Origin of the sequence: Myxococcus hansupus (assembly GCF_000280925.3) — a bacterium.
Classification (GTDB): domain Bacteria; phylum Myxococcota; class Myxococcia; order Myxococcales; family Myxococcaceae; genus Myxococcus; species Myxococcus hansupus.
Genome location: NZ_CP012109.1, coordinates 4,751,174 through 4,775,833, shown reverse-complemented (window position 1 = coordinate 4,775,833; position 24,660 = coordinate 4,751,174). Strand labels below are relative to the sequence as shown.

General features: G+C 69.0%; 18 protein-coding genes and 1 pseudogene. 14 read left to right on the top strand and 5 right to left on the bottom strand.

Going from position 1 to position 24,660, the window contains the following annotated elements; translation table 11 throughout:
• Positions 1 to 3 precede the first annotated feature (3 nt).
• The 4 genes from A176_RS18285 to A176_RS18270 all read left to right on the top strand — a co-directional run bounded on the left by A176_RS18285 (position 4) and on the right by A176_RS18270 (position 3,662).
• Complete coding sequence (locus A176_RS18285) at positions 4 to 951, top strand: hypothetical protein (RefSeq protein ID WP_002640259.1); 948 nt, start codon at positions 4 to 6, stop codon at positions 949 to 951.
• Positions 952 to 1,176: 225 nt separating this feature from the next.
• The gene (locus A176_RS18280; protein ID WP_002640260.1) at positions 1,177 to 2,496 is read left to right on the top strand and encodes a PhoH family protein; all 1,320 of its coding nucleotides are present in this window, start codon (positions 1,177 to 1,179) and stop codon (positions 2,494 to 2,496) included.
• Between the two features lie 14 nt (positions 2,497 to 2,510).
• On the top strand, positions 2,511 to 2,816 hold the full coding sequence (locus tag A176_RS18275; RefSeq protein WP_002640261.1) for an HP0495 family protein: 306 nt from the start codon (positions 2,511 to 2,513) through the stop codon (positions 2,814 to 2,816).
• Positions 2,817 to 2,900: 84 nt separating this feature from the next.
• Positions 2,901 to 3,662 carry an SAM-dependent methyltransferase gene (locus tag A176_RS18270; RefSeq protein WP_002640262.1) on the top strand — a complete coding sequence of 254 codons (762 nt, stop codon included), beginning with the start codon at positions 2,901 to 2,903 and terminating at the stop codon, positions 3,660 to 3,662.
• A 21-nt stretch (positions 3,663 to 3,683) separates the two neighbouring features.
• Here the strand turns inward: A176_RS18270 and A176_RS18265 are convergent, their stop codons facing one another.
• The gene (locus A176_RS18265) at positions 3,684 to 4,775 is read right to left on the bottom strand and encodes a diacylglycerol/lipid kinase family protein (protein ID WP_002640263.1); all 1,092 of its coding nucleotides are present in this window, start codon (positions 4,773 to 4,775) and stop codon (positions 3,684 to 3,686) included.
• A gap of 394 nt (positions 4,776 to 5,169) precedes the next feature.
• On the opposite strand from A176_RS18265, the gene dnaK reads away from it, so the two are divergent.
• The 6 genes and pseudogenes from dnaK (at position 5,170) to A176_RS18235 (ending at position 14,070) form a co-directional block, all read left to right on the top strand.
• Positions 5,170 to 7,080 carry a molecular chaperone DnaK gene (gene dnaK, locus A176_RS18260; protein ID WP_002640264.1) on the top strand — a complete coding sequence of 637 codons (1,911 nt, stop codon included), beginning with the start codon at positions 5,170 to 5,172 and terminating at the stop codon, positions 7,078 to 7,080.
• Positions 7,081 to 7,436: 356 nt separating this feature from the next.
• A complete protein-coding gene (locus A176_RS18255) occupies positions 7,437 to 8,174 on the top strand; it encodes a hypothetical protein (RefSeq protein ID WP_002640265.1) in 738 nt (245 codons plus the stop codon).
• 1 nt (position 8,175) lies between these two features.
• Complete coding sequence (locus tag A176_RS18250) at positions 8,176 to 8,586, top strand: thiol-disulfide oxidoreductase DCC family protein (protein ID WP_002640266.1); 411 nt, start codon at positions 8,176 to 8,178, stop codon at positions 8,584 to 8,586.
• A gap of 51 nt (positions 8,587 to 8,637) precedes the next feature.
• Positions 8,638 to 11,168, top strand: a pseudogene (locus A176_RS18245) (AAA family ATPase).
• Between the two features lie 49 nt (positions 11,169 to 11,217).
• On the top strand, positions 11,218 to 13,494 hold the full coding sequence (locus A176_RS18240; RefSeq protein WP_002640268.1) for a vWA domain-containing protein: 2,277 nt from the start codon (positions 11,218 to 11,220) through the stop codon (positions 13,492 to 13,494).
• A 15-nt stretch (positions 13,495 to 13,509) separates the two neighbouring features.
• A complete protein-coding gene (locus tag A176_RS18235; RefSeq protein WP_002640269.1) occupies positions 13,510 to 14,070 on the top strand; it encodes a PspA/IM30 family protein in 561 nt (186 codons plus the stop codon).
• A 7-nt stretch (positions 14,071 to 14,077) separates the two neighbouring features.
• On the opposite strand, the gene A176_RS18230 is transcribed toward A176_RS18235, so the two are convergent.
• Positions 14,078 to 14,959: a DNA integrity scanning protein DisA nucleotide-binding domain protein gene (locus A176_RS18230; protein ID WP_002640270.1), complete on the bottom strand. Its 882-nt coding sequence runs from the start codon at positions 14,957 to 14,959 to the stop codon at positions 14,078 to 14,080.
• Positions 14,960 to 15,086: 127 nt separating this feature from the next.
• Between A176_RS18230 and A176_RS18225 the strand changes: the two genes are divergently transcribed.
• Positions 15,087 to 15,449 carry a TraR/DksA family transcriptional regulator gene (locus A176_RS18225; RefSeq protein ID WP_002640271.1) on the top strand — a complete coding sequence of 121 codons (363 nt, stop codon included), beginning with the start codon at positions 15,087 to 15,089 and terminating at the stop codon, positions 15,447 to 15,449.
• Positions 15,450 to 15,505: 56 nt separating this feature from the next.
• On the opposite strand, the gene A176_RS18220 is transcribed toward A176_RS18225, so the two are convergent.
• Positions 15,506 to 16,273, bottom strand: a complete 768-nt coding sequence (locus A176_RS18220) for an FHA domain-containing protein (protein WP_002640272.1) — start codon at positions 16,271 to 16,273, stop codon at positions 15,506 to 15,508.
• Between the two features lie 121 nt (positions 16,274 to 16,394).
• On the opposite strand from A176_RS18220, the gene A176_RS18215 reads away from it, so the two are divergent.
• Complete coding sequence (locus tag A176_RS18215) at positions 16,395 to 18,113, top strand: serine/threonine-protein kinase (RefSeq protein WP_144429567.1); 1,719 nt, start codon at positions 16,395 to 16,397, stop codon at positions 18,111 to 18,113.
• Positions 18,114 to 18,462: 349 nt separating this feature from the next.
• Here the strand turns inward: A176_RS18215 and A176_RS18210 are convergent, their stop codons facing one another.
• On the bottom strand, positions 18,463 to 19,596 hold the full coding sequence (locus A176_RS18210; RefSeq protein ID WP_044890782.1) for an FHA domain-containing protein: 1,134 nt from the start codon (positions 19,594 to 19,596) through the stop codon (positions 18,463 to 18,465).
• Positions 19,597 to 19,740: 144 nt separating this feature from the next.
• Here A176_RS18210 and A176_RS18205 point away from each other — a divergent pair, with 144 nt between their 5' ends.
• A complete protein-coding gene (locus tag A176_RS18205; RefSeq protein ID WP_002640275.1) occupies positions 19,741 to 21,963 on the top strand; it encodes a RelA/SpoT family protein in 2,223 nt (740 codons plus the stop codon).
• Positions 21,964 to 22,035: 72 nt separating this feature from the next.
• Positions 22,036 to 22,431: a RidA family protein gene (locus A176_RS18200; protein ID WP_193409795.1), complete on the top strand. Its 396-nt coding sequence runs from the start codon at positions 22,036 to 22,038 to the stop codon at positions 22,429 to 22,431.
• A 95-nt stretch (positions 22,432 to 22,526) separates the two neighbouring features.
• Here the strand turns inward: A176_RS18200 and A176_RS18195 are convergent, their stop codons facing one another.
• A complete protein-coding gene (locus A176_RS18195; RefSeq protein WP_002640277.1) occupies positions 22,527 to 24,506 on the bottom strand; it encodes a DsbA family protein in 1,980 nt (659 codons plus the stop codon).
• Positions 24,507 to 24,660: the final 154 nt, after the last annotated feature.

Here is a 24,660-nt window from a genome sequence, read left to right as displayed (position 1 = left end):
GCCATGCCTCGGATACAGCCCGTCAACCCCCGCTACCGCCGCATCTATCAGGCGTTGCGCGGACCCGACCTGGCCGTCTCCGAAAACGTGGGCATGACCCTCGAGGACCTGGGGCTCGCCACGAACGGCGCGTCCCGCGGTGACCTGGTCTTCGGCACCTACAGCCCCGAGGGCCTGGAGCGCGCGCTGCGTGCCTACGGCCTGTTCCAGCGCGTCGAGGAGCGGGTCGGGCCCCTGGAGCTCCGCGTCCTCAGCGCGGACCCGTTCCATCCCCGCATCATCCTCTGGAGCCGCCGCTTCTATGCGCCCGTGGCGGACCTGGAGCTGCGCCGCACCACGGGCTCCGAAGTCGGGCTCGGGGATGCGCTCGCGGCGACACCCCTGCTGTACCTGGACTCGCTGCTGCTCCAGCACCCGGGCCGCCACTTCGACTGGAACCGGCCGCCGCTCCCCGGGCAGAGCCACCCGGGACTCAAGCTCGCGGGGCACATCCTCGACGTGCTCCTGCTCATGGCCCGGCGCATCGGCACCGAGGCGCTGGCGCTCACGCCGTCCTCCTTCGCCGCCGCGTGTGTCTACGATCGGCGCTTCCTCTTCGTGGACGGGGCCGCCCAGGGCCGCTTCCTCGCGCTTCGTCAGGCGGGCCAGCACCTTCCTCGCTGGCTGCACGCCTGGGCCGTGGAGCTGCGGTGCATGCGCGATGACGCTGGCCAGATGGCCGCCTTCCAGTCCACGCCCATGCTGTCGCCGCTGTCGTCGCGGCTGGGCCAGCACTTCGACACGAACGCATGGGACGACGCGCTCCAACTCGAGGCCCGACGGCGGATTTCGCTCGACGAGGAGACGCTCCAGCGCCGCTTCCCCTGGGAACGGATGCCCCCGGGGCCGCCTCCCGAGCGGGTGGCGGAGCTGCTCGGGTATGATCCGCTGTCGCCCGTCGTGTCGCACTGAACGGACGCGCGCTCGTGCTACAGGGCTGATCCACGTTGACCCAGCGAAAGTCACGTGGAACTCCGCTGACATTTCCCTCGGCTGGCGCGTGGGGTATCGGACAGCGGCCTGTCCCCGCGACAAGCAGGCTGTTTCCCCCTGTGGTGGTGCCTATAGTGGTCAGGAGAAGCGCCGTCGCACGGTCCCACGCGGTCGCACCCGAACCTTCAGGTCGCGCAACGCACGATGCGTAAGAACTTCATTCTCGACACCAACGTCCTGCTTCACGATCCCCGCAGCATCTACGGGTTCAAAGACAACAACGTCATCATCCCCATCTACGTCATCGAGGAGATCGATCAGTTCAAGCGCGACCTCTCCGAGCTGGGGCGCAACGCACGCCTGGTGGCGCGCTACCTGGACTCGTTCCGGGCGGAGGGCTCGCTGAAGGAGGGCGTCCCCTTGCCGCACGGGGGCATGCTCCGCGTGAGCTTCACCGACCGCGCGCTGCCGTCGTCCATGGCGGACGGCAACCTGATGGACAACCGCATCCTCGGGGTGGCGCTCGACCTGATGGCGGCGGAGCCTGATACCCAGGCCGTCTTCATCACCAAGGACACGAACCTCCGCATCCGCGCGGACGCGCTGGGCCTCATCGCCGAGGACTACGACACCGAGCGCGTCGAAATCACCGAGCTGTACACGGGGTTCGCCGAGCGGCTCGTCTCCAAGGACCTGGTGGACCAGATGTACCGCCAGGGCGCCGAGGTGGAGCTCCCGGACGCCGAGTCCCTGTTCGCCAACCAGGTCGTCCTGCTCAAGGACGAGACGAACCCGTCCCACACCGCCATGGGCCGCTTCAACGGCTCCAAGGGCCGGCTGGTGCCGCTGGTGCGGCACATCAAGGACGGGACCTGGGGCGTGCGTCCGCGCAACATGGAGCAGGCCTTCTGCCTGGACCTGCTGCTCAACGACGACATCAAGCTGGTCACCATCGTCGGCAAGGCGGGCACGGGCAAGACGCTGCTCGCCATCGCCGCGGGCCTGCAGAAGGTGACGGAGGAGGGGCTCTACCAGAAGCTGCTCGTCAGCCGCCCCATCTTCCCGCTGGGCCGGGACATCGGGTATCTGCCCGGCAGCGTCGAGGAGAAGCTGAATCCCTGGATGCAGCCCATCTTCGACAACGTGGAGTTCCTGATGAACCTCAGCCGCGCGGACAAGAAGGCCGGGCGCGGCTACCACGAGCTGCTGGATTTGGGGCTGATGGAGATCGAGCCGCTCACGTACATCCGCGGCCGCAGCCTGCCCAACCAGTTCATCATCGTGGACGAGGCGCAGAACCTCACCCCCCACGAGGTGAAGACCATCATCACCCGCGTGGGCGACAACACGAAGATCATCCTCACGGGAGACCCGTTCCAGATCGACAACCCGTACGTGGACGCGACCAACAACGGCCTGGTTCACGTGGTCAACCGCTTCAAGAGCGAGAAGATCGCCGCGCACATCACCATGTCCAAGGGTGAGCGCAGCGCTCTGGCCGAACTCGCCGCCAACCTGCTGTAGCGCCGGTACGTGACATGACGAAGGAAGACGCTGGAAGCCCCCCCGCCGCCGAAGGGGAGAAGAAGCCCCTCATCGAGTACCCCTCCGTCTACACCTTCAAGGTGATGGGCGCGAAGGACGCCGGCTTCGCGGAGCACGTGCGCGAGCTGTTCAAGCGGCTGATGGGCACGGACATCTCGCCGGATTCCATCAGCGAGCAACCCAGTAGCAAGGGCAAGTACGTGTCCTTGAGCGTGTCGGTGTACCTGCTGTCCGAGGAGCACCGCCGCTCCATCTACGACGCGCTCCACAAGGACGAGCGCGTCGTCTACTACCTCTGAAGGCTCAGCCCTCCGCCGGTCCCTGTCGCATTCGGGCCCGGCGGTGGCTGGAAGTCTCCAGACGGGGCGGGTATATGAGGGACCATGAGCCCGCCCGAGCCCTTCCCGCTGTATCACCCCGCGGACGTCCGGCGCGCCTTCAGCTCGGATGATGCAACGCGTCGCTTCGCCAAGGTGGCTCAGTTGGAGCCCGGCTCACGAGTGTTGGTACTCGGCTGTGGCCCCGACGGAAACGCCGCTGTGTTGCTGGCCCAGGAGCTGGGCTGTTCTGTGGTGGCCGCCGATACGGACGAGTCCCTCCTCGGCCCGGTGCGCGAACGCGTGCGGGTGAAGGGGCTGTCGGACCAGATCGAGGTGCAGCGGGTGTCGCTCGACGCGCTGGGCCTCCCGGAGGGCGCCTTCCACGGCATCCTCATCCAGGGCCGGGTGCTCTATCCGCTGAAGGCCACGCTGGCGAACATGCGCGGCCTGCTGGCGAGGCGGGGCCGGCTGGGGTTCACGTTCCCCGCCAGGGTGGGGCGCTTCGCGCCGAAGGCCGCGCTGGACTTCTGGGAGCGCCGCGTGTCCGGCCCCATGCTGCTGCCGCGCGAGCTGCTGCAGGTGGTGGAAGGCGCCGGCTACGAGCCCGAGTCCGCGGAGTCGCTCCATGACACGGAGCTGGACGCGCACTACCGGGACATCGAGGCGTTCCTGGCCGCCATTCCGGGCACGCAACCCGCGGCGTTGCGCGAAGAGGTGGCGCTGCACCGCGAGAGCAACGGGAAGGCCAGCGTCAGCTACGCCTTCGTCGTGGGGCGCCGCAAGGAGCAGGGGGAGAAGCCCCCCGCGTCCCGAGACCGCGGCTAGCCGCGGCCCGCGGGGTGGTCCTCAGTTCATCGCGCCGGTGAAGTCGACCAGCTCGACGGACTCGGGGGCCACGGACAGGGAGACCTGCTCGCGGTAGCCGGCCGCGTCGCCGCCCACCTGGAAGGGCATGGGGTTGGCGAAGCGGATGGTGACATCGCGGGCGTGGAAGTCCATGAGGCCTTCCGGGAACCAACGGCCATTCCACAGGCGCGGCAGGTGGGCCAGCACCTGCGTGGGCGTCACCTGGCCCAGGCGGAGCTGCATGAAGCCCCGGCGCTGTCCCGCGAACGGGAACATCCGGAAGCCGTAACCGTAGAAGGGCATGGTGCCCGCCGCCGCCATCATCAGCCGGCCGCGGAACAGCGTGGCGCCGGGGGCCAGCGGCTCTCCGACGGCGTTGCCATCCGGTCCCAGTCGGTAGGCCTCGGAGGCGCCGTTGACGACCTCGCACTCCACCCAGGTGGAGTGGGTGAGGTAGTGCGGCACCGTCTTGCAGGCCACCGCGGAGAAGTAGCCGCCACCACCGCTGAGCACGCTCTTGAAGAGGCCCTTGCCCAGGTTCTCCTTCACCCAGATGTAGTCGTTGAGCACCTTGCCATCCACGCCCAGCCCGGCGAACGGCGCGCGCTGCCCGTCCACCATCAGCAGGTCCATGGGGCGGTACCCGGGCACCTCACCCGTGCGGGCGCGGAGCACGTCATTGAGGATGCCGTCGCCCCGGGTGCCGGAGGCATTGACGTAGGCGGCCAGGCCGTTGCCGGTGCCCAGCTTGAGGATGCCGAAGCGGGGCGCCGTCTTGCCCGCGAAGCGGCCCCGCGGGCCAATCTGGTGGAGGGCCTCGTTCACGAAGCCCATGAAGGTGCCGTCACCGCCACCCGTGAAGACCATGGGGTAGCCGCGCTCCAGCACCGTCTGGATGATGCGCCGGGCGTCCAGCGGCGAGCGGGAGAGGAACAGGTCCTGCTCCGGCACCACGTGCGACAGCGACTTCACCACCCGTGCGTCCACCTTCCGGGCGTTGGCGTTCAGCAGGACCGCGACCTTGTGCTCGGCGGCCGCTTCCGATGTGGGAGCACGTCGGAGATCGGGAGAGCGAAGAGGTTGGACCAGCATGAGGAGGCTCCGGAAGTAGGCGCCGGTGGGGGACCGGGCGGCGACACCGGGGGACAGTGCACAATCCTCGCCAAGGCTTGACGCGAAGCGTTAGCAGGCGAGCGAGCGTGGAGTTTCAAGGGGTTGAATCGTTCCCTGCTGCCCAGAGGCTCGCCCGGTTGCTACCGCGGGGTGACGGAGGTGTAGAGCGCGTTACGCACCCGTGGCGGCCAGGTGGCACGGCTGTGACGCAGCGCGCGTTTTTCCTGCGCACTGCGCTACGCAGCCAGCGGCACCAACTTCAGATGTGCGGCCCGGTGGCCCTCCCTGTTTGACAGCCTGGGGTGGGTGGTTACGTTGGGCGTACATCAGAAGCTTTCAAGAAAAACGCAGTCTTTTCCGGAGGATACGAACCGTGGGCAAGATTATCGGGATCGACCTGGGCACCACGAACAGCGTGGTGGCGATCATGGAGGGTCGCGAGCCCAAGGTGATCGTCAACGAGGAAGGCAGCCGCATCACGCCCTCGGTGGTTGCGTTCACGAAGGACGGCGAGCGCCTGGTCGGCCAGGTGGCGAAGCGCCAGTCCATCACCAACCCGGAACGCACCATCTATTCGGCCAAGCGCTTCATGGGCCGCCGGCACGACGAGGTCGCCGAGGAGGCGACGCTGGTCCCCTACAAGGTGGCTCGGGGGCCCAACGGCGACGCGCGCGTGGACATCGACGGCAAGCAGTACAGCGCGCCGGAGATCAGCGCGCAGGTGCTGCTGAAGCTGAAGCGCGCCGCCGAGAACTACCTGGGTGAGAAGGTGACGGAGGCGGTCATCACCGTCCCGGCGTACTTCAACGACGCCCAGCGCCAGGCCACCAAGGACGCGGGTGAAATCGCGGGCCTCACGGTGCGCCGCATCGTGAACGAGCCGACCGCCGCGGCGCTCGCGTACGGCATGGACAAGAAGAAGGACGAGAAGATCGCCGTCTATGACTTCGGCGGCGGCACCTTCGACGTGTCCATCCTGGAAGTGGGCGAGAACGTGGTCGACGTGCTCGCGACCAACGGTGACACGCACCTGGGCGGCGACAACATCGACCTGCGGATCATGGACTGGCTGATCGCCGAGTTCAAGAAGGACACCGGGCTCGACGTCAGCAAGGACAAGATGGTCCTCCAGCGCCTGAAGGAGGCGGCGGAGAAGGCGAAGATCGAGCTGTCCAGCGCGATGGAGACGGACGTCAACCTGCCGTTCCTCACGGCGGACGCGTCGGGTCCGAAGCACCTCAACGTCAAGCTGACGCGCGCCAAGTTCGAGGCGATGATCGACGACCTCGTCGAGCGCTCTTTGGAGCCTTGCCGCAAGTGTCTGAAGGACGCCGGCGTGGACCCGAAGGAACTCAACGAGATCGTCCTCGTGGGCGGCACCACGCGCATCCCGAAGGTGCAGGAGGCCGTGAAGCGCCTGTTCGGCAAGGAGCCGAACCGCTCGGTGAACCCGGACGAGGTCGTGGCCGTGGGCGCCGCGGTGCAGGCCGGCGTGCTCTCCGGCGAGGTGAAGGACATCCTCCTGCTGGACGTGACGCCGCTGAGCCTGGGCGTGGAGACGTTGGGCGGGGTGATGACGAAGCTCATCGAGCGCAACACCACCATCCCCACGCGCAAGTCGGAGACCTTCTCCACGGCCGCGGACGGCCAGACGCAGGTGGAGATCCACGTCCTCCAGGGCGAGCGTGAGATGGCGGGCGACAACCGCAGCCTTGGTCGCTTCCACCTGTCGGGCATGCCCCCCGCGCCGCGTGGCGTGCCGCAGATCGAGGTGACGTTCGACATCGACGCGAACGGCATCCTCAACGTCAGCGCCAAGGACAAGGCCACGGGCAAGGAGCAGAAGGTCACCATCACCCACTCGTCCGGTCTCGCGAAGGACGAGGTCGAGAAGATGGTCGCCGACGCCCGCACCAACGAGGCGGCCGACAAGGGCCGCCGCGAGCTGGTGGAGATGAAGAACCAGGCGGAGAGCCAGTCCTACGCGGCCGAGAAGCTGCTGAAGGAGAACAAGGACAAGCTGTCCGCGGACACGGCGAAGGCGCTCGAGGAGGCGGTGGCCGGGCTCAACGCGGTTCGCGAGGGCCAGGACAAGGACGCCATCAAGACGGCGCTCGATGCGCTCCAGGCCGCCAGCTACAAGGCCGCGGAGGAGATGTACCGCGCCACGGGCGGCGCGCCGGGTGCCGAGGGTGCTCCGGGGGCCGATGCTTCCGCGGCGCCGGGCTCGCAGGCCAGCGCGAAGAAGGACGACGTGGTGGACGCCGAGTTCCGGCAGTCGTAGTTCCCGCCGCGGTGAGTCGCTGACGTGAGCAGAGGGCCGGTTCCCACGCGGTGGGGCCGGCCCTTCTGCGTTGCGGGGCGGGACGTGTTCCGGAAGGGAGGACGGCCGTACGAGAAGCGGGACGCTCGGGTGTTCCAAGCGGTTGATGGGACTGGGCGTCGGGGTGGCGATGGCGGTGCAAGGGCTGGGGCGGCCTTCCACCCGTGAAAGGGCGCTGCGTGTCCCGAATCCCCTCGTCGCCGTCGCCGCTTCATCCCGGCGTTGTTTCCTCTGAAGGGCCATCCTCGTCCCCGCCGATTCCGCCGCCGACCCGCACGGCGCAATGCCGGCCTGCCTCCGCCACCGGAGGGTCGACGGTGGAGGCCTATCGCGGGCCCCGCCTGCCTCCGTCTCCGGGCCTGACGGTGCCGGGGCCTCGCTCGGGTCCCCGGACGGGGGCGGACAATCGGTTCGACTTCGGCGTGGGCGGCGCGTTTCCTCCGAAGCCCACGGGCAATCTGATGGAGCAGGTGCGGCAGGGGGCCTTGACGGCGGCGCAGTCCGAGGCCGCCGCGTACAGCCAGTTGTTGGGGGATCGCACCGCCGTGGATGCCTATGCGCGCGTCCACCTGGACCACCTGAAGCCCAGCCCTCCCATCCAGGGGGCGCCCACCTCACTGACGGACTACACCAGCAGCATTCCCGGCGTGGCTCCGTCGCAGGCGTACGCGTACTTCGTCCGCCACCCCTCGGCGGTGTTCGAGGCCGCCGGCATCCGCATCCGCCCGGCAGCCACGGCGCTGGTGGACGGGGCCAGGCTCTTCCTGGAGGAGAAGGGGCTGCCACCCGTGTGGGCACCCATCACGGTGCGCCTGGATCCCGGCGCGAACACCCTGCACATCACCACCCTGGATGGGCATCCATTGCGGGGCACGAACCGGTTCGTCTTCGAGGACGACAGGGAAGGGGGCACCCAGGTTCGTCAGTACTCCGCCTTCCAGGGCAGCTCGCCTGCGACCACGGTGGGCATGGCCTTGATGGACCCCATCGAGCGGCAGCACGACATCTGGCGCGGCGTCCATGCGCATCTGCATGACGTCTTGAGGCCTCGCTGACATGGGCTCGGCGCTTCGAACGACGTCCCCGGGGCATGACGTGATTCTCTATGACGGGCACTGCCGTCTGTGCGGCGGGGCGGCGCGTCAGCTCCAACGGTGGCTGGGGAAGACGGGGACGCGGCTGCTCTCGTTTCGCGAGGACGGCGTGCTGGCGGCCTTCCCGGGTGTCACGGAGGACCGCTGTGAGCAGGCCCTGCAGCTCGTCCTGGCGGACGGGCGGGTGGTGGAGGGGCTGGAGGCCCTGGTCCTGGCGCTGGGCCAAAGGCCCCTGGGGCGGCTGCTCCGGGTGTACTATCTCCCGGGACTGCGACAGCTCCTGGACGCCGGCTATCGCATCGTCGCCCGCTATCGCTTCCGCATCGCCGGACGTCAGTGCCCGGACGGCACTTGCGCGGTTCACTTCAAATAAGAGGAGCGCGGCGGATAGCATGGCCGCTCCCCGCAAACCCCGGGACTGTTCGTGCAAGCTCAACCGTCCACCTACGTCCAGGCCGCTCGGGCCTTCCGTCACTTCTTTGGTGAACTCCGGGAGGCCTATCTGGAGCGAGAGACGCTCTTCACCCAGCTCGAGCTGGCGCTCCTGGGGCGCGAGCACGTGCTGGTGGTGGGGCCTCCCGGGACGGCCAAGAGCGCCATCGCCAGCGCGGTGCTCGGGCGCATCATCGACGAGCGCAACGGGCTGCCCTCGCTGTTCTCCAAGCAGCTCGCCGAGTCGACCGTGCAGACGGACCTCATCGGTCCGGTGGACTTCAAGGTCCTCACCGAGACGGGGCGCACCGAATACCTCACCGACGAGGGGATGCTGGGGTCGGAGCACGCCTTCCTGGACGAGGTGTTCGACGGCCGGGACATGCTGCTGCGCTCCATCCTCAACGTGCTGTACGAGCGTGAGCTGAAGCACGGCCGGCGCGTGACGACCGGGCGCACCGAGTGCGTCGTGATGACGAGCAACCGCTACCTCTCCGAGGTGCTGGCCCGCTCGCCGGAGTTGCTGCTGGCCTTCGCGGACCGGCTGAGCTTCATCTGCTTCGTGCCCAAGGCGTTCGCCCGGCGGGAAAGCCGGGCGGCCATGCTGCACCGCTACTCACACGGCGCCCGGCCCGACTTGCGCGCACAGCTATCGCTGCAGCAGGTGGACCTGCTCCAGGACGCGGTGACGAAGGTGGTGGTGCCCAGCCACGTCATGGAAGGCGTGGAGTTGCTGGCGGACGCGCTGGAGCGTGCCCTGGCGCTCCAGGTGTCGAAGCTGCCGGACTACGTCCCGACGAAGTACTTCTCGCAGCGCTCGGTGGTGAAGGCGCTCTGGGCCCTGAAGGCCGCCGTGGTGCGCGACCAGATCTACCGCCGTCCGGAGCGGACGCTGGAGGCCACCGTCGAGGACCTGGACTCGCTGCGCTGGTTCTTCCTGCTCGGCGGCCCGTCCGCGGGGGAGACGGAGGCCCTGCTGAAGTCCGTCGTGGACCCGCGCGAGCGGGCGCAGCTCGAAATCGTGCGGCTGGAGCAGCGCGCCTTCGATGAGTCCCTCGCCAAGGTGCGGCAGGAGCTCGGCGGCGGTGTGGAGCGTGAGGCCCATGCCCTGGTTTCCTCCGAGGAGGTGGGCGCGGCGGACTCCCTGGGCCGGAACTGGCAGCCCGCGCTCGTTTCGTCCACGGCGAAGTCCTTGCTGACCAAGCTGGTGCCGGGACCTCGGCATGCCAGAACCGCGCGCCGTTGGTGGCCGCGGCGCGGGCGCTGGTGGCCGCGCAGGAACAGCGGTTGGCGCGAGGCATCGCGGGGCATGGAGAGGGGCGGGGTGGGCTCGCGCTGCTGTCGTCCTTCGGCGATGTCCTGGCGCTCTGCCAGGGCATTCCCGAGCTGAGGCCCGGCTTCGGGCACCTGTGCGAGGCCACCGCCCGCTTCCTGGTGGGCGCGCAGGAGATGATTGCCCTCTCCGCGGAGAGCGTGGACTTCGAGGATGGGCTCAAGCTGGAGGGCCTGGTCGGGCTGGCGGACAACCTCGAAGAGGAGCTGTCGCAGACGGTGGAACTGGGGAGCCGGCTCGCGGAAGGGGCGCCCGCGGCGCTGGAGCGTCTCCGGGAGGCGGAGGTGCGCGTGCGGGGCCGTGTCGTGGCGGCGCTGCGCCGCCGCGCGATGTTCGCGTTCCAGGGGAACGTGGCGCGGAGCCGCAGGGAGCCGCTGGAGGCGCTGTCGGTGGATTCGCGCCGCCTGTCCCAATTGGAGAACTCGCTGACCGCCCTGGACCCCTCGCAGCAGGGGCTCAAGCAGGAGCTGCTGCTGCCCCTGGGCATCGCGTACGCCCGCGACGTGCTGACCTCCACGCCTTTCGAGCGCATCGAGCAGTACGGGCGCGCCGTGCAGTCCGTCGCGGAGAACCTTCGTCGCGAAGGCGTCACCGTGGAGGCGGTGTTCACCGAGTGCCGTGACGTCATCGAATCCCGGCTGAGCGAGCATGCTCGCCGCCTCTCGCGCGACGCGGCCAACCCGCCCCCCGCCACCACCTCCGTGCTCAACGGCGACGCCTACGTGTTCTACCGGGGGGAGTTCGGCGCGAACGCGCCGGATGGCGAGCTGGCCGCGCTCCTGGGGCTGGATGGGCAACTGTCGCCGAACCAGGGCGTCTCCGTGCCAGGGTTCCTCTCCGAGGCCGTGCGCGCGGCGGTGGCCCACGCGGAGCTGGCCTTCGTCCAGACACGCGTGAAGTACCTGCGCAATTGGTTGACCCAACTGCTCACGTCGCTACCGTCCCCCGAGTCCCTGACGGAGCGGGCCGACGCCGAGCGCACCGTGGACCGGCTGGTGCGCAGCCGCTTCCCGATGCTCGCGTTGAAGGAGGGCGAGCTCGTGCGGCTCCGCGGCGTTCTCTCGCTGCTGGGGAGCATGCCTGGAGACCTGGGGGAGGGGGCCCGGCGACTCGAGCAGCAACTGCGGGGCATCGATGATGACTTCGGGCGCTTCAGCAGGCAGGTGCTGGATCGGCGGGCCGCGCCATGACCTGGGTGCACGTCACGTCGCTCGGTAATCTGGAACGGAGGCGTTGAACGTGCTGGCGCGGCGGCTCTCGGACCTGCGGAAGCGCCTGGATGCGCTCCAGCACCCCGCGCCCGCACGGCGCGGGTGGCGGTCATGGTCGCTGCTGGGGCGTCGCGCGCGCGGTCCGGAAGACCTCGCGCTGCCGGTGCTCTCCGCGTTGGACAGGGATTTGGACCGGGTGGGCGTCCACACGTCCGCGGACGCGTTGCTGCTCAAGGACCTGGGGCTCCGCAAGGGGCGGGCTGGCGTGCTGGCGCAGGGCCTGCTCGGCAGGGCCCACCAAGCGCTCGAAGAGGCGGAGACGTGCGTGACGGCCGTGGAGCGGGCGTGGCGCGCGGGAGAACCCCTGCCGGGGGCACACGCGGTGCTGGAGAAGGCCTTCATCCAGTTGTCGCGTGTGGTGAAGGTGGCGGACCTGTTCTCCCGTCCTTCGCTGGAGCCCGAGGAGGATGACACCCTCGAAATCTACGTGCGCCTGGATGCGCCGCGTTCACGTCAGTCGCCCGCCAGCGCGCGGCTGGCCGCCGCCGAGTTCTTCGCGGGCCGGGCCCGGGCGAACGTCACCGACGTCACGCAGAAGCGCAGGGATTTGGACCTGGCGCACGAGCTGTTGATTCGCCTGGGCGCGGACCATGACCGCGAACGGGGCATGGCCTTGCGGCGCAAGGTGGCGGAGGCCCGCGAGCGGGTGCGCGCCGTCCCCGCGGTGCGCTCCATGGATGAGCTGCTCCGGCACGTGCGGCACGCGGCACGGCGTGAGCCGCAGGTGGCCTACCGCTCGCTGAAGGGTTTGTATGAGCGGGCGTTGGAGGCGGGAGACGCGGCCCTGGCGGATGTGGCCCGTGCCGCCCTGACACCCTTGCTCCCGGCGCCCACGCACCTGTCGGCGCTGATGGAGCGGGCGGAGCTTGACGGGTTGTCCCATTGGTTCGGTGAAGCGCCGGCGCCTCTCGACGCGCCGCCGCCAGAGCTGCGTCCCGACGAGTTGCTGACGGACCTGGCCTTCTCGCTGCGGCCCGAGCAGCTCTCCACCTTCGAACTGGCCGCCGGCTGCGCCCGGTACTTCGACGTGGAGGATTCGCTGTCCGAGGAAATCGTCCTGGCGGACACGCGGACGGCCCGGGCGGTGCCTCGCCGCGTGCCGTATCCGACGCAGACGATGTCCTACGAAACGACGGGCAGCCTCCACGAGGTCCACAACTTCGTCCTGACAGACCCGCGCATGCTGCTGCGCGACCTGGCGGCGAGCCATCAGTTGGTGCGCGCCTACCTCGACGACGAACCGCCGCCTCGGCCCCGGAAGGTGAAGCGCACCGCGGTGCGCGTGTACGTCTGTGACGCGTCCGGCTCCATGCACGGCGCGCGTGCCCGCTTCCGCGACGCCATTGTCATCGCCGAGCTCAACAACCTGCGCGTGAAGGCCCGCCGGGGCGAGACGTTCGACCCGCTGTACTTCAGCTTCTTCAACGACGTGCCCACCGAGCTGGCGCGGGTGGACTCGGCGCTGGAGGCCACGCGTCAGTTGGAGAAGCTGTTCCGTGACTCTCCCGCGGAGGGGCAGACGGACATCACGCTCGCGCTGATGTCCGCCTTCGACTCCATCCGCGCCGCGCAGGGCAGGGATCCATACCTCGCCCGGGCCACCGTGGTGCTCATCACCGACGGTGAGGACCGCGTGGACCTGGACCTCATCCGCCGCACCCGCGCGCCCATGGACGCGCTGGACATCGCCCTGAGCTTCATCTCCCTGGGTGAGGAGAACCCCGACCTTCGGGTCCTCGTGCGGGAGCAGCGGGCCGCGGGGGGCCGCGCCTTCTATCACCACCTGTCCGACGAGGAGATTCTCTGGGCGCGCACCGAGTTCGACACGCCGTGGCGCACGTTGTTGCCTCGGGACGTGCCCGCGTCCGGTGACTCGCTCGAGCTGCTCACGCCGCACCTGGAGGCGCTGGAGGCCGTGGCGGCGGGCCGGGACGCTCCGGAGACCGTGGCGGTGGACGCCTCGTTCGACGCGCTCTTCCCCGAGCAGCCCGAGCGCCCGGCCGGAACCGAGGCCCCGAGCGCCGACGCCGTGAACCGCGTGACGGACATCCTGGGGGCCCTGGTCGAGGCGGCCTCGCTGGCGCCCGCGGACCGGCGCGCGGCGGAGAGCCTCCTGCTGCTCCAGCACCTGCTGGGCGTGTACGGGATGACCCCCGCACGGTACCTGTCGGCCCTGGGCGCCGGTGGACAGGCCACGCACGACGCCCTCAATCGCGTGAGGTTGTTGTGCCGGCCCTTCGGGTAGGCTGCGGCTCGCGCCATGTTCTTCGGCTTGTTCGGGAAACGGAAGAAGGAGCCGTCGCGTCCAGCGGACCCGCTGGCCGCTTTCGACCAGCTCATCGACAACCTGGACCGGCAGGCCGCCGAGGTCCGCAAGTCCGCGGCCACGCTGCTGGCCCTCAAGGCGGACCTGACTCGCGCCCAGTCGCGGTATGCCCGGCGGTTGGAGGAGCTGACCTCCCGGCGCGCCACCGCGAAGGAGCGGGGTGACGTGCACGCCGTCCGCGTGCTGGAGAAGGACCAGGCCCAGGCGGAGGACCTGCTCGCCTCCACCCGTGAGGCCCTGGAGCGCGCGGAGACCGACGGCCGGTTGTTGCTGGAGGCCGCGAGTGAGCTGGGAGACCGGGTGGCGGAGCTGCGCCGCGAGCGGGAGAGCGCCTCCGCGCGGCTCACCGCGGGCGGCATCGTCACCCAGGCCCTGCGCGAGCGCGTGGCCCGCTTCGACCAGGCGCTGGTGGTGGACGCGGCGCGGGACGAGGTCGAGCGCGCACACGCCCTGGCGGACATCTACCGCGAGGAACGCAAGGAGCAGGGCGACTGAGCGCGGCTCAGGTCCGGCGCGCCGTCTGGTGCAGCTCCAGGACGATGTTGCCGCCCTTGAAGAGCCGCACCGCGCCCGACGTCTGGCTCACCACCAGGGCGATGCAGCCCGTGGTGGAGGTGATGCCCGCGGCGGCCGCGTGGCGCGCGCCCAGGCCGAGCGGAATCTTCACCGCCTCGTCCGCCGCGGACAGGTAGCGGCCCGCGGCCAGGACGACGCCGTCCTCGCGGATGACGAAGGCCCCGTCCAGCACGGAGAAGTTCTTGATGGCCTCCCGAATCTTCGGGTCGAGCACGTTCCGTTCCGACTCGGAGAGGCCCTGGAACGGATTGATGGTCATCTGCCGGCTCTTCTCGAGCACGGTGTTGTGGGCGCCAATGGTGATGATGGTGCCGATGGGGTGGCCCTCGAAGCCCTCCTGGCCAATCTGCAGCGCGAGCTGGATGAGCGCGTCCACCACCTGCGAATTGAACTCGTCGCCCAGCTTCACGCCTTCGATGGCCAGCCGGTCATCGAGCGAGCCGCCGATGCGCATCTGCATCAACGTGTCCGGCGCGCGGCCCACCTTGCCCGTCATGCACAGCACGAGGTCGCCTTCCTTGAACGCGCCCTGGGACAGCGCGGACACGAGCGCCACCTTGACCCGCTCGGTGCGCGAGTAGTCGTAGGCGGGAATGACGAGCGCACGGACCTTCTTGGCGAGGTGCTCCTCCGCCAGCTTGGGCATCGTGACGGCGTAGACGAGCTTCTTGCGCGCGGGCCTCCCGCGAAACTCCTCGGCGGGAATGGGCGTGTCGCAGATATAAAGGAAGTGGTCGACCTCGTTCTTCCCCGCCAACGAGAGGGCCGAGCGAAGAAATTCTCGGTCGAACTTCGTGTTCTCGGTCAAACGCCCCTCCCTTCACCCTCGGTACGGACCCGGGTCAGCTTGACACCGAAGTCCGCATGAATAAAGCTTTCGGGCCCTTTTTTTGGGGTGCAGGGCCCCAAACCCTCGCTGGACTGGAGCGAAGGCTGTGAACCAGAAAGATCTCAAGCGTTACAAGAAGATGCTCGAGGACAGCAAGACGAGCCTGCTCGAGAGCGCCAAGAAGACCCTGGTGGAGGAGTCCAGTTTCGACACGGACGACCTTCCCGACGAGATCGACCTGGCGTCTTCCGAGTACGCGCAGTCGATGGTCTTCCGCCTGCGGGACCGTGAGAAGTTCCTGCTGCAGAAAATCGAAAAGGCGCTGGTCCGCATCGAGGACGGCACGTTCGGTATCTGCGAGCGGTGCGAAGAGGACATCTCGCCCAAGCGCCTGGAGGCGCGCCCGGTGACGACGCTCTGCATCCGCTGCAAGGAAGAGCAGGAGAAGAAGGAGAAGTCCTACGGCTGATGGCCGAGGGCTTCGGGGCCGCGCGGGGGATTGCCCCCGTGCGGCCCTTCGCGTTTTCAGGCCGCCGGCGCCTGGATTTCCACGCGGAGCAACTGCCGGCCAATGAGGAAGTGGTCCCCGTTGTCCACGAAGGTGGGGCCCGACAGCCGGATGAAGGTGCCGTTGGACGAGCCCACGTCGCGGACCTGGAGCCGGTCCTGCTTCACCTGCAGCACGGCGTGACGCCCGGAGACGAAGCCGTCCGTGGGGAAGGTGAGGTCGCCCTGCTCACGGCCGAGGAGGTTGTCGCCCTCGCGCAGGGGGTAGGCGCCGCCGCGCAGGCCGCCTTCCAGCAACTGCACCAGCCGCAACCGGTAGCCGGGATCCGGTGAGCCCCAGACCTGCGTCCCCCCCGGGCCGGTGGCCGCGGCGGGAATCGGCTCCAGGACGAGCCGCTGCCGTCCCAGGCGCAGCTCGCCGCCAGGGGGCACCTCGCGCTCCTGGCGCAGCCGGACGAAGACGCCGTTGGCGCCGCCCACGTCCTCCACCGCCAGCCGGATGCCGGAGAAGAAGAAGCGCACCTGGAGGGGCATGATGAAGGGGTCGTCCGACAGCGAGATGTCCCCCTGCTGGCCGCAGGTGAGGGTGTCTCGCTGCATTCGGACGATGGATTCCGGGCCGCCGTCCGCCCGGACCACGCGGATGGAAACCTGCGGGCGCGCGGCGATACTCGCGACGGCCATCACCATCGTTCCGGAGCGCAGCGGCGAGCCGCAGGCACGGCAGACGGAGGCGTCCCGGGGATTCTCGGTGTCACAGCGGGGGCAGTATTCCATCGCGTCCATGGAGGGCTAGGGGTTGTACCAGGGCTGGGGCCTGGTTGCTTGCCTTGCGTTGCTCGCGGCTTGCTCCCTACCCGAGCGGCATGATGAAGTCCCAGGCCCACCCCCCTTGGGGAACGCTTCCTTGCACTGCCCCTCCTGCGGCGCCGACGCCCAAGAATCCTCCCGTTTCTGTCCCGCCTGCGGCGCGACCCTCGTGCGCACGCCCGATACGGACGAGTACGTCGGCAAGACGATTGCCTACAAGTACCGGGTCGAGGCCCTCATTGGCGAGGGCGGCATGGGCAAGGTGTTCCGTGCCCGCCAGCTCTCCCTGGACAAGGTGGTGGTGCTGAAGGTCCTGCGGCACACGCTCCTGTCGGACGAGCGCACCGTGGCGCGCTTCCAGCGCGAGGCCAAGGCCGCCAGCCGCCTCAACCACCCCAACTCCATCAGCGTGCTCGACTTCGGCCAGGCCGAGGACGGCGCCCTCTACATCGCCATGGAGTACGTGGCGGGGCAGGACCTGCACCAGATTCTCAGCCGCGAGTGGCCCCTCAACGAGGGGCGCGTGGTGCGCATCGTCAGCCAGGTGCTGAGCGCGCTCTCGGACGCGCACGGTGCGGGCGTCATCCACCGTGACCTCAAGCCCGAAAACATCATGGTGGAGCCCCGGCGCAACGAGCCGGACTTCGTCAAGGTGCTCGACTTCGGCATCGCGAAGATCACCGACTCCACGGATGACGGCCCGGCGCTCACCCGCGCGGGCTTCGTGTGCGGCACCCCCGAGTACATGTCGCCGGAGCAGGCGCGCGGCTCGCAGTTGGACCATCGCTCGGACCTGTACGCGGTGGGCGTCATCCTCTACCAGTTGATGACGGGGCTGCTGCCCTTCGAGTCGGACTCGGCGGTGGGCTTCGCCACCAAGCACCTCACCGAGGAGCCGCCGCCGCCCACGCGCCGCCGTCCGGACGCGCGCATCTCTCCGGCCATGGAGCGGCTCATCCTCCGGGCGCTGTCGAAGAATCCAGCGGACCGCCCCGCCAGCGCCGAGGCCTTCAAGGCCGAGCTCCAGGCGGTGGACAAGGAGCGCCGCCGCAATGAGGCCGCGCCGCGCCGTGCCGCGGCGAACTCGTCCGCCGTGCTGGCGCCGCTGCCGCGCAAGTCCGCCGCGGGGCCGCAGCAGGGCGATGTCCGCGACGCCACGGTGCCGGGCTGGGGCAATGAAGTGACGATGGAGGCCACCGTGCGCGCCCTGCCGGGCGTGCTCGAGCCGCTGCCGGCGAACGCCGATGCGATGGACGCCACGCGCGAGCAGACGGACTCGCTGGTCCACACGCAGCCGGGGGCGGGGGGCAACGGGGGCGTCGCGTTCTTCTTCAAGTCGCTGACCATCCTGCTGGTTCTCGCGGCGGCCGGCTTCTTCGCCTACTACTTCTTCATGGGTGGGGGCGGCGGGAACAAGGACCTGCCGTACGCCCTGCCCAACAACGCTCCGGTGCCCGCGGGTTCGAACCACACCGCCGTGGGCGCGAGCCCGGATGTGCCGCTTTACGACAGGGCCATCGTGTCGGGGGCGCGCAACGTGGAGCGCGCGCTGGAGCTGACGCGGGAAGGGGACAAGGCGCTGCAGCGTGCGGACGTCGGGATGGCGGCGTCCAAGTATCGCGAGGCTTTTGGCCGCAGCGGAGACCCCGAGCTGGCCCTGAAGCTGGGCGAGATGTACTGGCATCGGCCGAATCCGGACAAGGAAGAGGCCCGCGGCTGGTGGAACCGCCACCTGCGTGAGCAGCCCTCGTCCAAGGCGCGCGCGCTCATCGAGCAGCGGCTGGGCGGTACGGTGGCGCAGCCGTCGTCGCCGTAGCGCGGCGCACCGTGTCCTCTCGATGAGGGCATGGGGGCGGCGCGCGGGTCGGGACCTTGGCGTCAGGGCAACGCTGCACGGCGCGCGGGTAGGGAGCTTGGCGTCATGGCCGCGCCTCCCGGCGTGCCGTTCGGGAGCCTGCCGTCATGGCCACGCCGCCCGGCACGCGGGTCGGGAGCTTGGCGTCGTGGCCCCGCCTCCAGACGTGCCGTTCGGGAGCCTGCCGTCATGGCCGCGCCGCCCGGTGCCTGGGTCGGGAACTTGCCGTCATGGCCCGCCGCGCTGGTCGGGACCTTGCCGCCATGGCCACGCCGCCGTGAGGCGGACCGTGGCGCACCGCCGGGCCGCTTCAGCCCAGCGCTTCCACCTGGAGCACATGCTGGCCCAGCCGCACCCGGTCGCCGGGGCGGAGCGGGCGCTCCACGCCGCTGGCGAGGCGCACGTACGTCCCAAGTCCACCGGACAAGTCGCGCAGCAGCGCGCCCGTGGGCGTCGGGGACAGCTCGCAGTGCCGGCCGGCGAGGCCCTCTTCACCCGGGAAGCTCAAGTCACAGTGGGCCAGCCCGATGGTGAGCAGCGGCGCCGCGGTCATCACCGCGCGGCCCGCGCGGCCGCCCACGAGGACCTCCTCCACGCCGTATACCGCCTGACCCGAGGGCATCGGCGCGCCGTAGATGGCGGGGCGGCCAGACACGGGCGGCTGGGGCTCGATGCGGCCCGTGTACCGGAACAACCGCTGGCCCGCGCTGAAGAGGGTCCGAGGCGTCAGCGCCTCCGTACCACCCACCGTGACGAACACGCCCGACGCGCTCGACTCGTCGCGCACGTACAGGGCGCCGTCCTTCACCAGGAAGGTGGCGTGCAGGGGCGACACGAAGACGTCATCCGAGAACAGGATGGCGCCGCGCTGTCGGCCCACGACACAGCCCGTGACGGGCAGCTTGTAGCGCTGGCCGCGCGCGGAGCCCGCGATGACGGCGAGCCCGAAGCGGGACGCCGCCGGGGGCGCGGGACGGGGCGGCAGCGTGGTCGCTCCGGTCCTCCCGGGCATGGCGCTGTCCGGAACTGGGGGCGGCGGCCGCGTCGTGGCGGGGCCGGAGGCGCCCCCCGTGCGGGACACGATGCCCGGAGGCGCCGCGGGAGCCCGGGCGACCGGGGGACGCTCCACCATCAACCCCGCGGCGGTGGGCGGCGGGGTGCGCGCCGACGGTCTCAGCCCCGGGGGCACCGCGCTGGGGGCGGGCGGAACCACCGGCTCCGCCACCTTTCCTCCCGGGAAGCTGGAGACTGCTACAGGCTTGTTGCCCGGAGGCGTCCCAGGACGGGCCACCGCGGCGGGCGCCCGGGTGGCGGCAGGCCGGGGGGCGGGGGACTGTTCGCTCAGGGCCTGCCCGCAAAGCGTGCATGCGGCCGAGCGAGGGGCGTTGTACCCGTCACAGTTCGGGCAGACCACGGCGAGGGAGGACAGCAGGAGCTGTGACATGAGCGGGCCGAATCTACGGGGCCGTAAAACACCGGGTCAACGAAAGCGAACGCACCAATGGGGGCGTCCGAGAGGCAGGTGACGTCCAGGTGTGGGGCGACGTTGCCCCTCCGTTGGTGCAAAGTTACGATTGCTCCTCATTCGATGATTCGCCTGAACGACATCCTCCAACGGGTTTCCCAGTACCACCCCGACCCCGACCTGGACATCATCAAGAAGGCCTACGTCTATTCGGCCAAGGTCCATCAGGGTCAGCTCCGGAAGTCAGGCGAGCCCTACCTCGTCCACCCGCTCGAGGTCGCCGGCATCCTGGGCGAGCTCAAGCTGGACGAGGCGTCCATCGTCACCGGGCTCCTTCACGACACCATCGAGGACACGCTGGCCACGGCGGAGGAGCTGACCGAGCTCTTCGGCTCCGAGGTGGCGCACCTGGTGGATGGTGTCACCAAGCTCTCCAAGTTCTCCGCGTCCGCCAGCCTCTCGCAAGAGGAGAAGCAGGCGGAGAACTTCCGGAAGATGATCATCGCGATGGCGCAGGACATCCGCGTCATCCTGGTGAAGCTGGCGGACCGCACGCACAACATGCGGACGCTGGACCACATGTCGGAAGAGAAGCAGGCCCGCATCGCGCAAGAGACGCTGGACATCTACGCGCCGCTGGCCAACCGACTGGGCATCTCGTGGATCAAGACGGAGCTGGAGGACCTCAGCTTCCGCTACGTGAAGCCGCAGGAGTTCTTCGCGCTGTCGGAGAAGCTGAACAAGCGCAAGAAGGAGCGGGAGAAGTACATCGAGGAGACGTGCGACGTCATCCGTTCGAAGCTCGCGGAGCGTGGGCTGAAGGGCGAGGTGAGCGGCCGCTTCAAGCACGTCTACAGCATCTACAAGAAGATCAAGTCACAGGGCATCGACTTCGATCAGATTCACGACATCATCGCGTTCCGCATCATCGCGCCCACCGCGCCCTCTTGTTACGAGGCGCTCGGTCTGGTGCACGAGATGTGGAAGCCGGTGCCGGGGCGCTTCAAGGACTTCATCGCGATCCCCAAGCCCAACATGTACCAGTCGCTGCACACGACGATCATCGGCCCGCTCAGCGAGCGCGTCGAGGTGCAGATCCGCACCGAGGAGATGCACAAGATCGCCGAGGAAGGCATCGCCGCCCACTGGAAGTACAAGGAGGGCAAGGCCGTCATCTCCAAGGATGACGAGAAGTTCGCCTGGCTGCGGCAACTGATGGAGTGGCAGCAGGACCTCAAGGACCCGAAGGAGTTCCTGGAGACGGTGAAGGTGGACCTCTTCACCGACGAGGTCTTCGTCTTCACGCCCAAGGGCGACGTGCGCTCGCTGCCGCGCGGCGCGACGCCGGTGGACTTCGCCTACGCCATCCACTCGGACGTGGGCAACCGGTGCGTGGGCGCAAAGGTGAACGGGAAGATCGTCCCGCTCCGCTACAAGATGAAGAACGGGGACACGGTGGAGGTGCTCACCAGCCCCCAGCAGCACCCGTCCAAGGACTGGCTCACCTTCGTCAAGACGAGCCGCGCGCAGCAGCGCATCCGCGGCTTCATCAAGCAGCAGCAGCGTGAGAAGAGCCTGCAGTTGGGGCGCGAGCTGGCGGACCGCGAGCTCAAGCGCTTCCAGCTCAACTTCAACAAGCTGCTCAAGAACGGCGAGATGAAGAAGGTCGCCGTGGACCTCGGCTTCCGAGTGGAAGACGACATGCTGGTGGCCATCGGCTACGGCAAGGTGACGCCGCAGCAGTTGTCGCACCGCCTCGTCCCCGCGGAGAAGATCAACGCGATGGAGGCGGGCGCCCGCGCGGATGCCGCCACGTCCCCCGCGCAGCAGGGAGGGGCCGGGGGCAACTCCGTGCTGCCCGGCCTGTCACGCGTCACCGACCTGGCCAAGCGCCTGGTGGGCCGCAGCAACCGCAGCGGCGTGCAGATTGGTGGCGTGGACGACGTGCTCGTTCGCTTCGGACGGTGTTGCAACCCCGTCCCCGGCGACCCCATCGCCGGCTTCATCACCCGGGGACGGGGCGTCACGGTGCACACGGTCGGCTGTGAAAAGGCGCTGGCCACGGATCCGGAGCGGCGCGTGGATGTGAACTGGGACGTGAAGGGCGACTTCAAGCGCCCCGTCACCCTGCGCATCCTCTCCGCGGACCGCCCGGGTCTGCTCGCGGACATCACCAACACCTTCTCCAAGAAGAGCGTCAACATCTCCCAGGCCAACTGCCGGGCCACGGGGGATGACCGGGCGGTGAACACTTTCGAGGTCATCATCTCCGACCTCAAGCAGCTCACCGACCTGATGCGAACCATCGAGCGGCTCCAGGGGGTCTACTCCGTCGAGCGCATCTAACGGCCCCAGCCTTTCGTGATAGAGCGCCCGGAAACCCCGGGCGGCCCGTGGCGGGCCGCTCCTCACCCCGAGGTGCGCCGCATGGCTCGCAAGGCAATCCACTCCGATCAGGCCCCCAAGGCCATTGGCCCGTACTCGCAGGCCGTGCAGGTGGACGCGGGGAAGATGACCTTCCTCTCCGGTCAGATTCCCCTCAACCCCGCCACCATGGAGATGGTGCAGGGTGACGTCGTCGCGCAGGCCGAGCAGGTGATGGAGAACCTGAAGGCCGTGCTCGCCGCGAGCGGGCTGGACTTCACCCACGTCGTGCGCTGCACCATCTACCTCACCAACCTGGGGGACTTCGCCCGGGTGAACGAGGTCTACGGCCGTCACTTCACCGGCGCGCCGCCGGCCCGGGCCACCGTGCAGGTGTCCGCGCTGCCCAAGGGCGCCCAGGTGGAGATTGACGCCATCGCCGTGTCCTGAGCGCGTCCTCCGCGGTCGCTGAAAAGACGAAGGCCGCCGGACCTCATGGGTCCGACGGCCTTTGTCGCGTCAGGCCTGGGAGGCCTCGGCGGGGACTACTTGGAGTCCGCCACCGCGCCCTTCTTCAGCTCTTCGTCGATGACGCGCTTGAAGGCGTCCACCGGCTGCGCGCCGATGAGCGTGCGGCCGTTGATGAAGAACGTCGGGGTGCCGTTGGCGCCGAGGCTGGAAGCCTGGGCCATGTCCGCCTCGATCTGCGCGTTGAACTTGCCCTGGTCCATGGCGGCCTTGAACTTGTCCATGTTCAGGCCCAGCTCCTGCGCGTACTTCTCCAGGGAGGCGCGGTCCAGCGCGCGCTGATTGGCGAACAGCTTGTCGTGGTACTCCCAGAACTTGCCCTGCTCGTGCGCGGCCAGCGCGGCGGCGGCGGCCGGCTTGGCGTTGGCGTGGAAGGGCAGCGGCTGGTTCTTGAAGGCGACCTTGATCTTCGCGCCGTACTGGTCCTCGAGCTGCTTCAGCGTGGGCACCACGCGGCTGCAGAACGGGCACTCGAAGTCGGAGAAGGCGACGATGGTGATGGGCGCGTTCTTCTCACCCTTCACCGGGGCGTTGCCCACGTCCACCTTCTGAACGGGCGGCTCGGCCGGGGCACCCGGCGCGGCACCCTCGGCCGCCTTCGGGGCGTTGGCGACGTTCTCCGCGTTGATCTTCGCGTAGAGGTCCGCGGGCTTGGTGCCGGCGGCGAGCAGCTTGTCCGCCTTGCCAATCTCCTCGTCGATGACGCGCTTGAAGGACTCGAAGGGCTGCGCGCCCACGAACTCACGGCCGTTGATGAAGAACGTCGGGGTGCCGTTGGCGCCCACTGCGTTGCCCGCGGACGAGTCCGCCTCCACCTTCGCCTTGAACTTGCCCTGGTCCAGGGCGCCCTTGAACTTGGAGATGTTCAGACCCAGCTCCTGCGCGTACTTCTCCAGGGAGGCGCGGTCCAGGGCCTTCTGATTGGCGAACAGCTTGTCGTGGTACTCCCAGAACTTGCCCTGCTCGTGCGCGGCGTGCGAGGCCTCGGCGGCCAGCTTCGCGTTCGGGTGGAAGGGCAGCGGCTGGTGACGGAACACCACGCGCACGTCGTTCGGGTAGGCCTCCTTGATCTTCGCCAGCGAGGGGCCCACGCGGCTGCAGAACGGGCACTCGAAGTCGGACCACTCGACGATGGTCACCTTCGCGGTGGCCGGGCCGAACGAGGGGGAGTCGGTGGGGATCTCGATCTTGCGGACCGCGGCGGCGGGCTGCTGTTGCTGCTGCTGCGCCTTGGGGGCGGCGCGCTCGGAGCCCTTCTCGATGATCTTCGCGTACACCTGCGAGGCCGGCGTGCCGCTCTTCACCAGGGCCTCCGCCTTGGGGAGCTCCTCGTCGATCAGCGCCTGGAAGTTGGCGAGAGGCTGCGCGCCCGACAGGAAGCGGCCGTTGATGAAGAAGGCCGGCGTGCCGCTGGCGCCCAACTGGCTGGCCAGGGCCTGATCGCGGGTGATGATGTCCTGGAACTTGGGGTTGGCCAGCTCGGCCTTCCACTTGGCCACGTCCAGGCCGATGTCCTTCGCGTACTGCTCCAGCGAGGCGTCATCGAGCTTCTTCTGGTTCTGGAAGAGCTTGGCGTGGAACTCCCAGTACTTGCCCTGCTCACCGGCGGCCATCGCGCCAATGGCGGCGGGCTTGGCGCGCGGGTGGAAGGAGAGCGGGTTCTGCTTCATCACCACGCGGAGCTTGTTGCCGTACTGCTTCTCGAGCTGCTCGACGGTGGCGTTGGCGCGGCTGCAGAAGGGGCACTCGTAGTCGGAGAACTCGACCACGGTGATGAGCGCGTCGGCGCTGCCGTGGACAGGGGAGTTCTCGATGGGCACCTTGAAGACGGTGGGGTCCACCGGACGCCGACCTCCCGGCGCGGTGGGGGCGGCGGCGGGAGAGTTCGGCGCGGCCTTGGCGACCTCGGACTTCGTGGAAGAGCCGGTCGTGACGCGGCCTCCGACGAACCCGAGCACCAGGCCGACCAACAGGGCCACGATGACATTGGGCTTCATGAGTAGGTCATGCTCCTTCGCCATGGGGCCGGCTTGTGGGCCCGAGCGGTTTTCAACGAGGGCAGAGGGCGGCGGTCTTAACAGAGGGAATTCCAGACGCGCAAGCAAGCCGGTCTGGCCTTCCATGGAGCCGAGCCCCTTCAGGGGGCCCAAA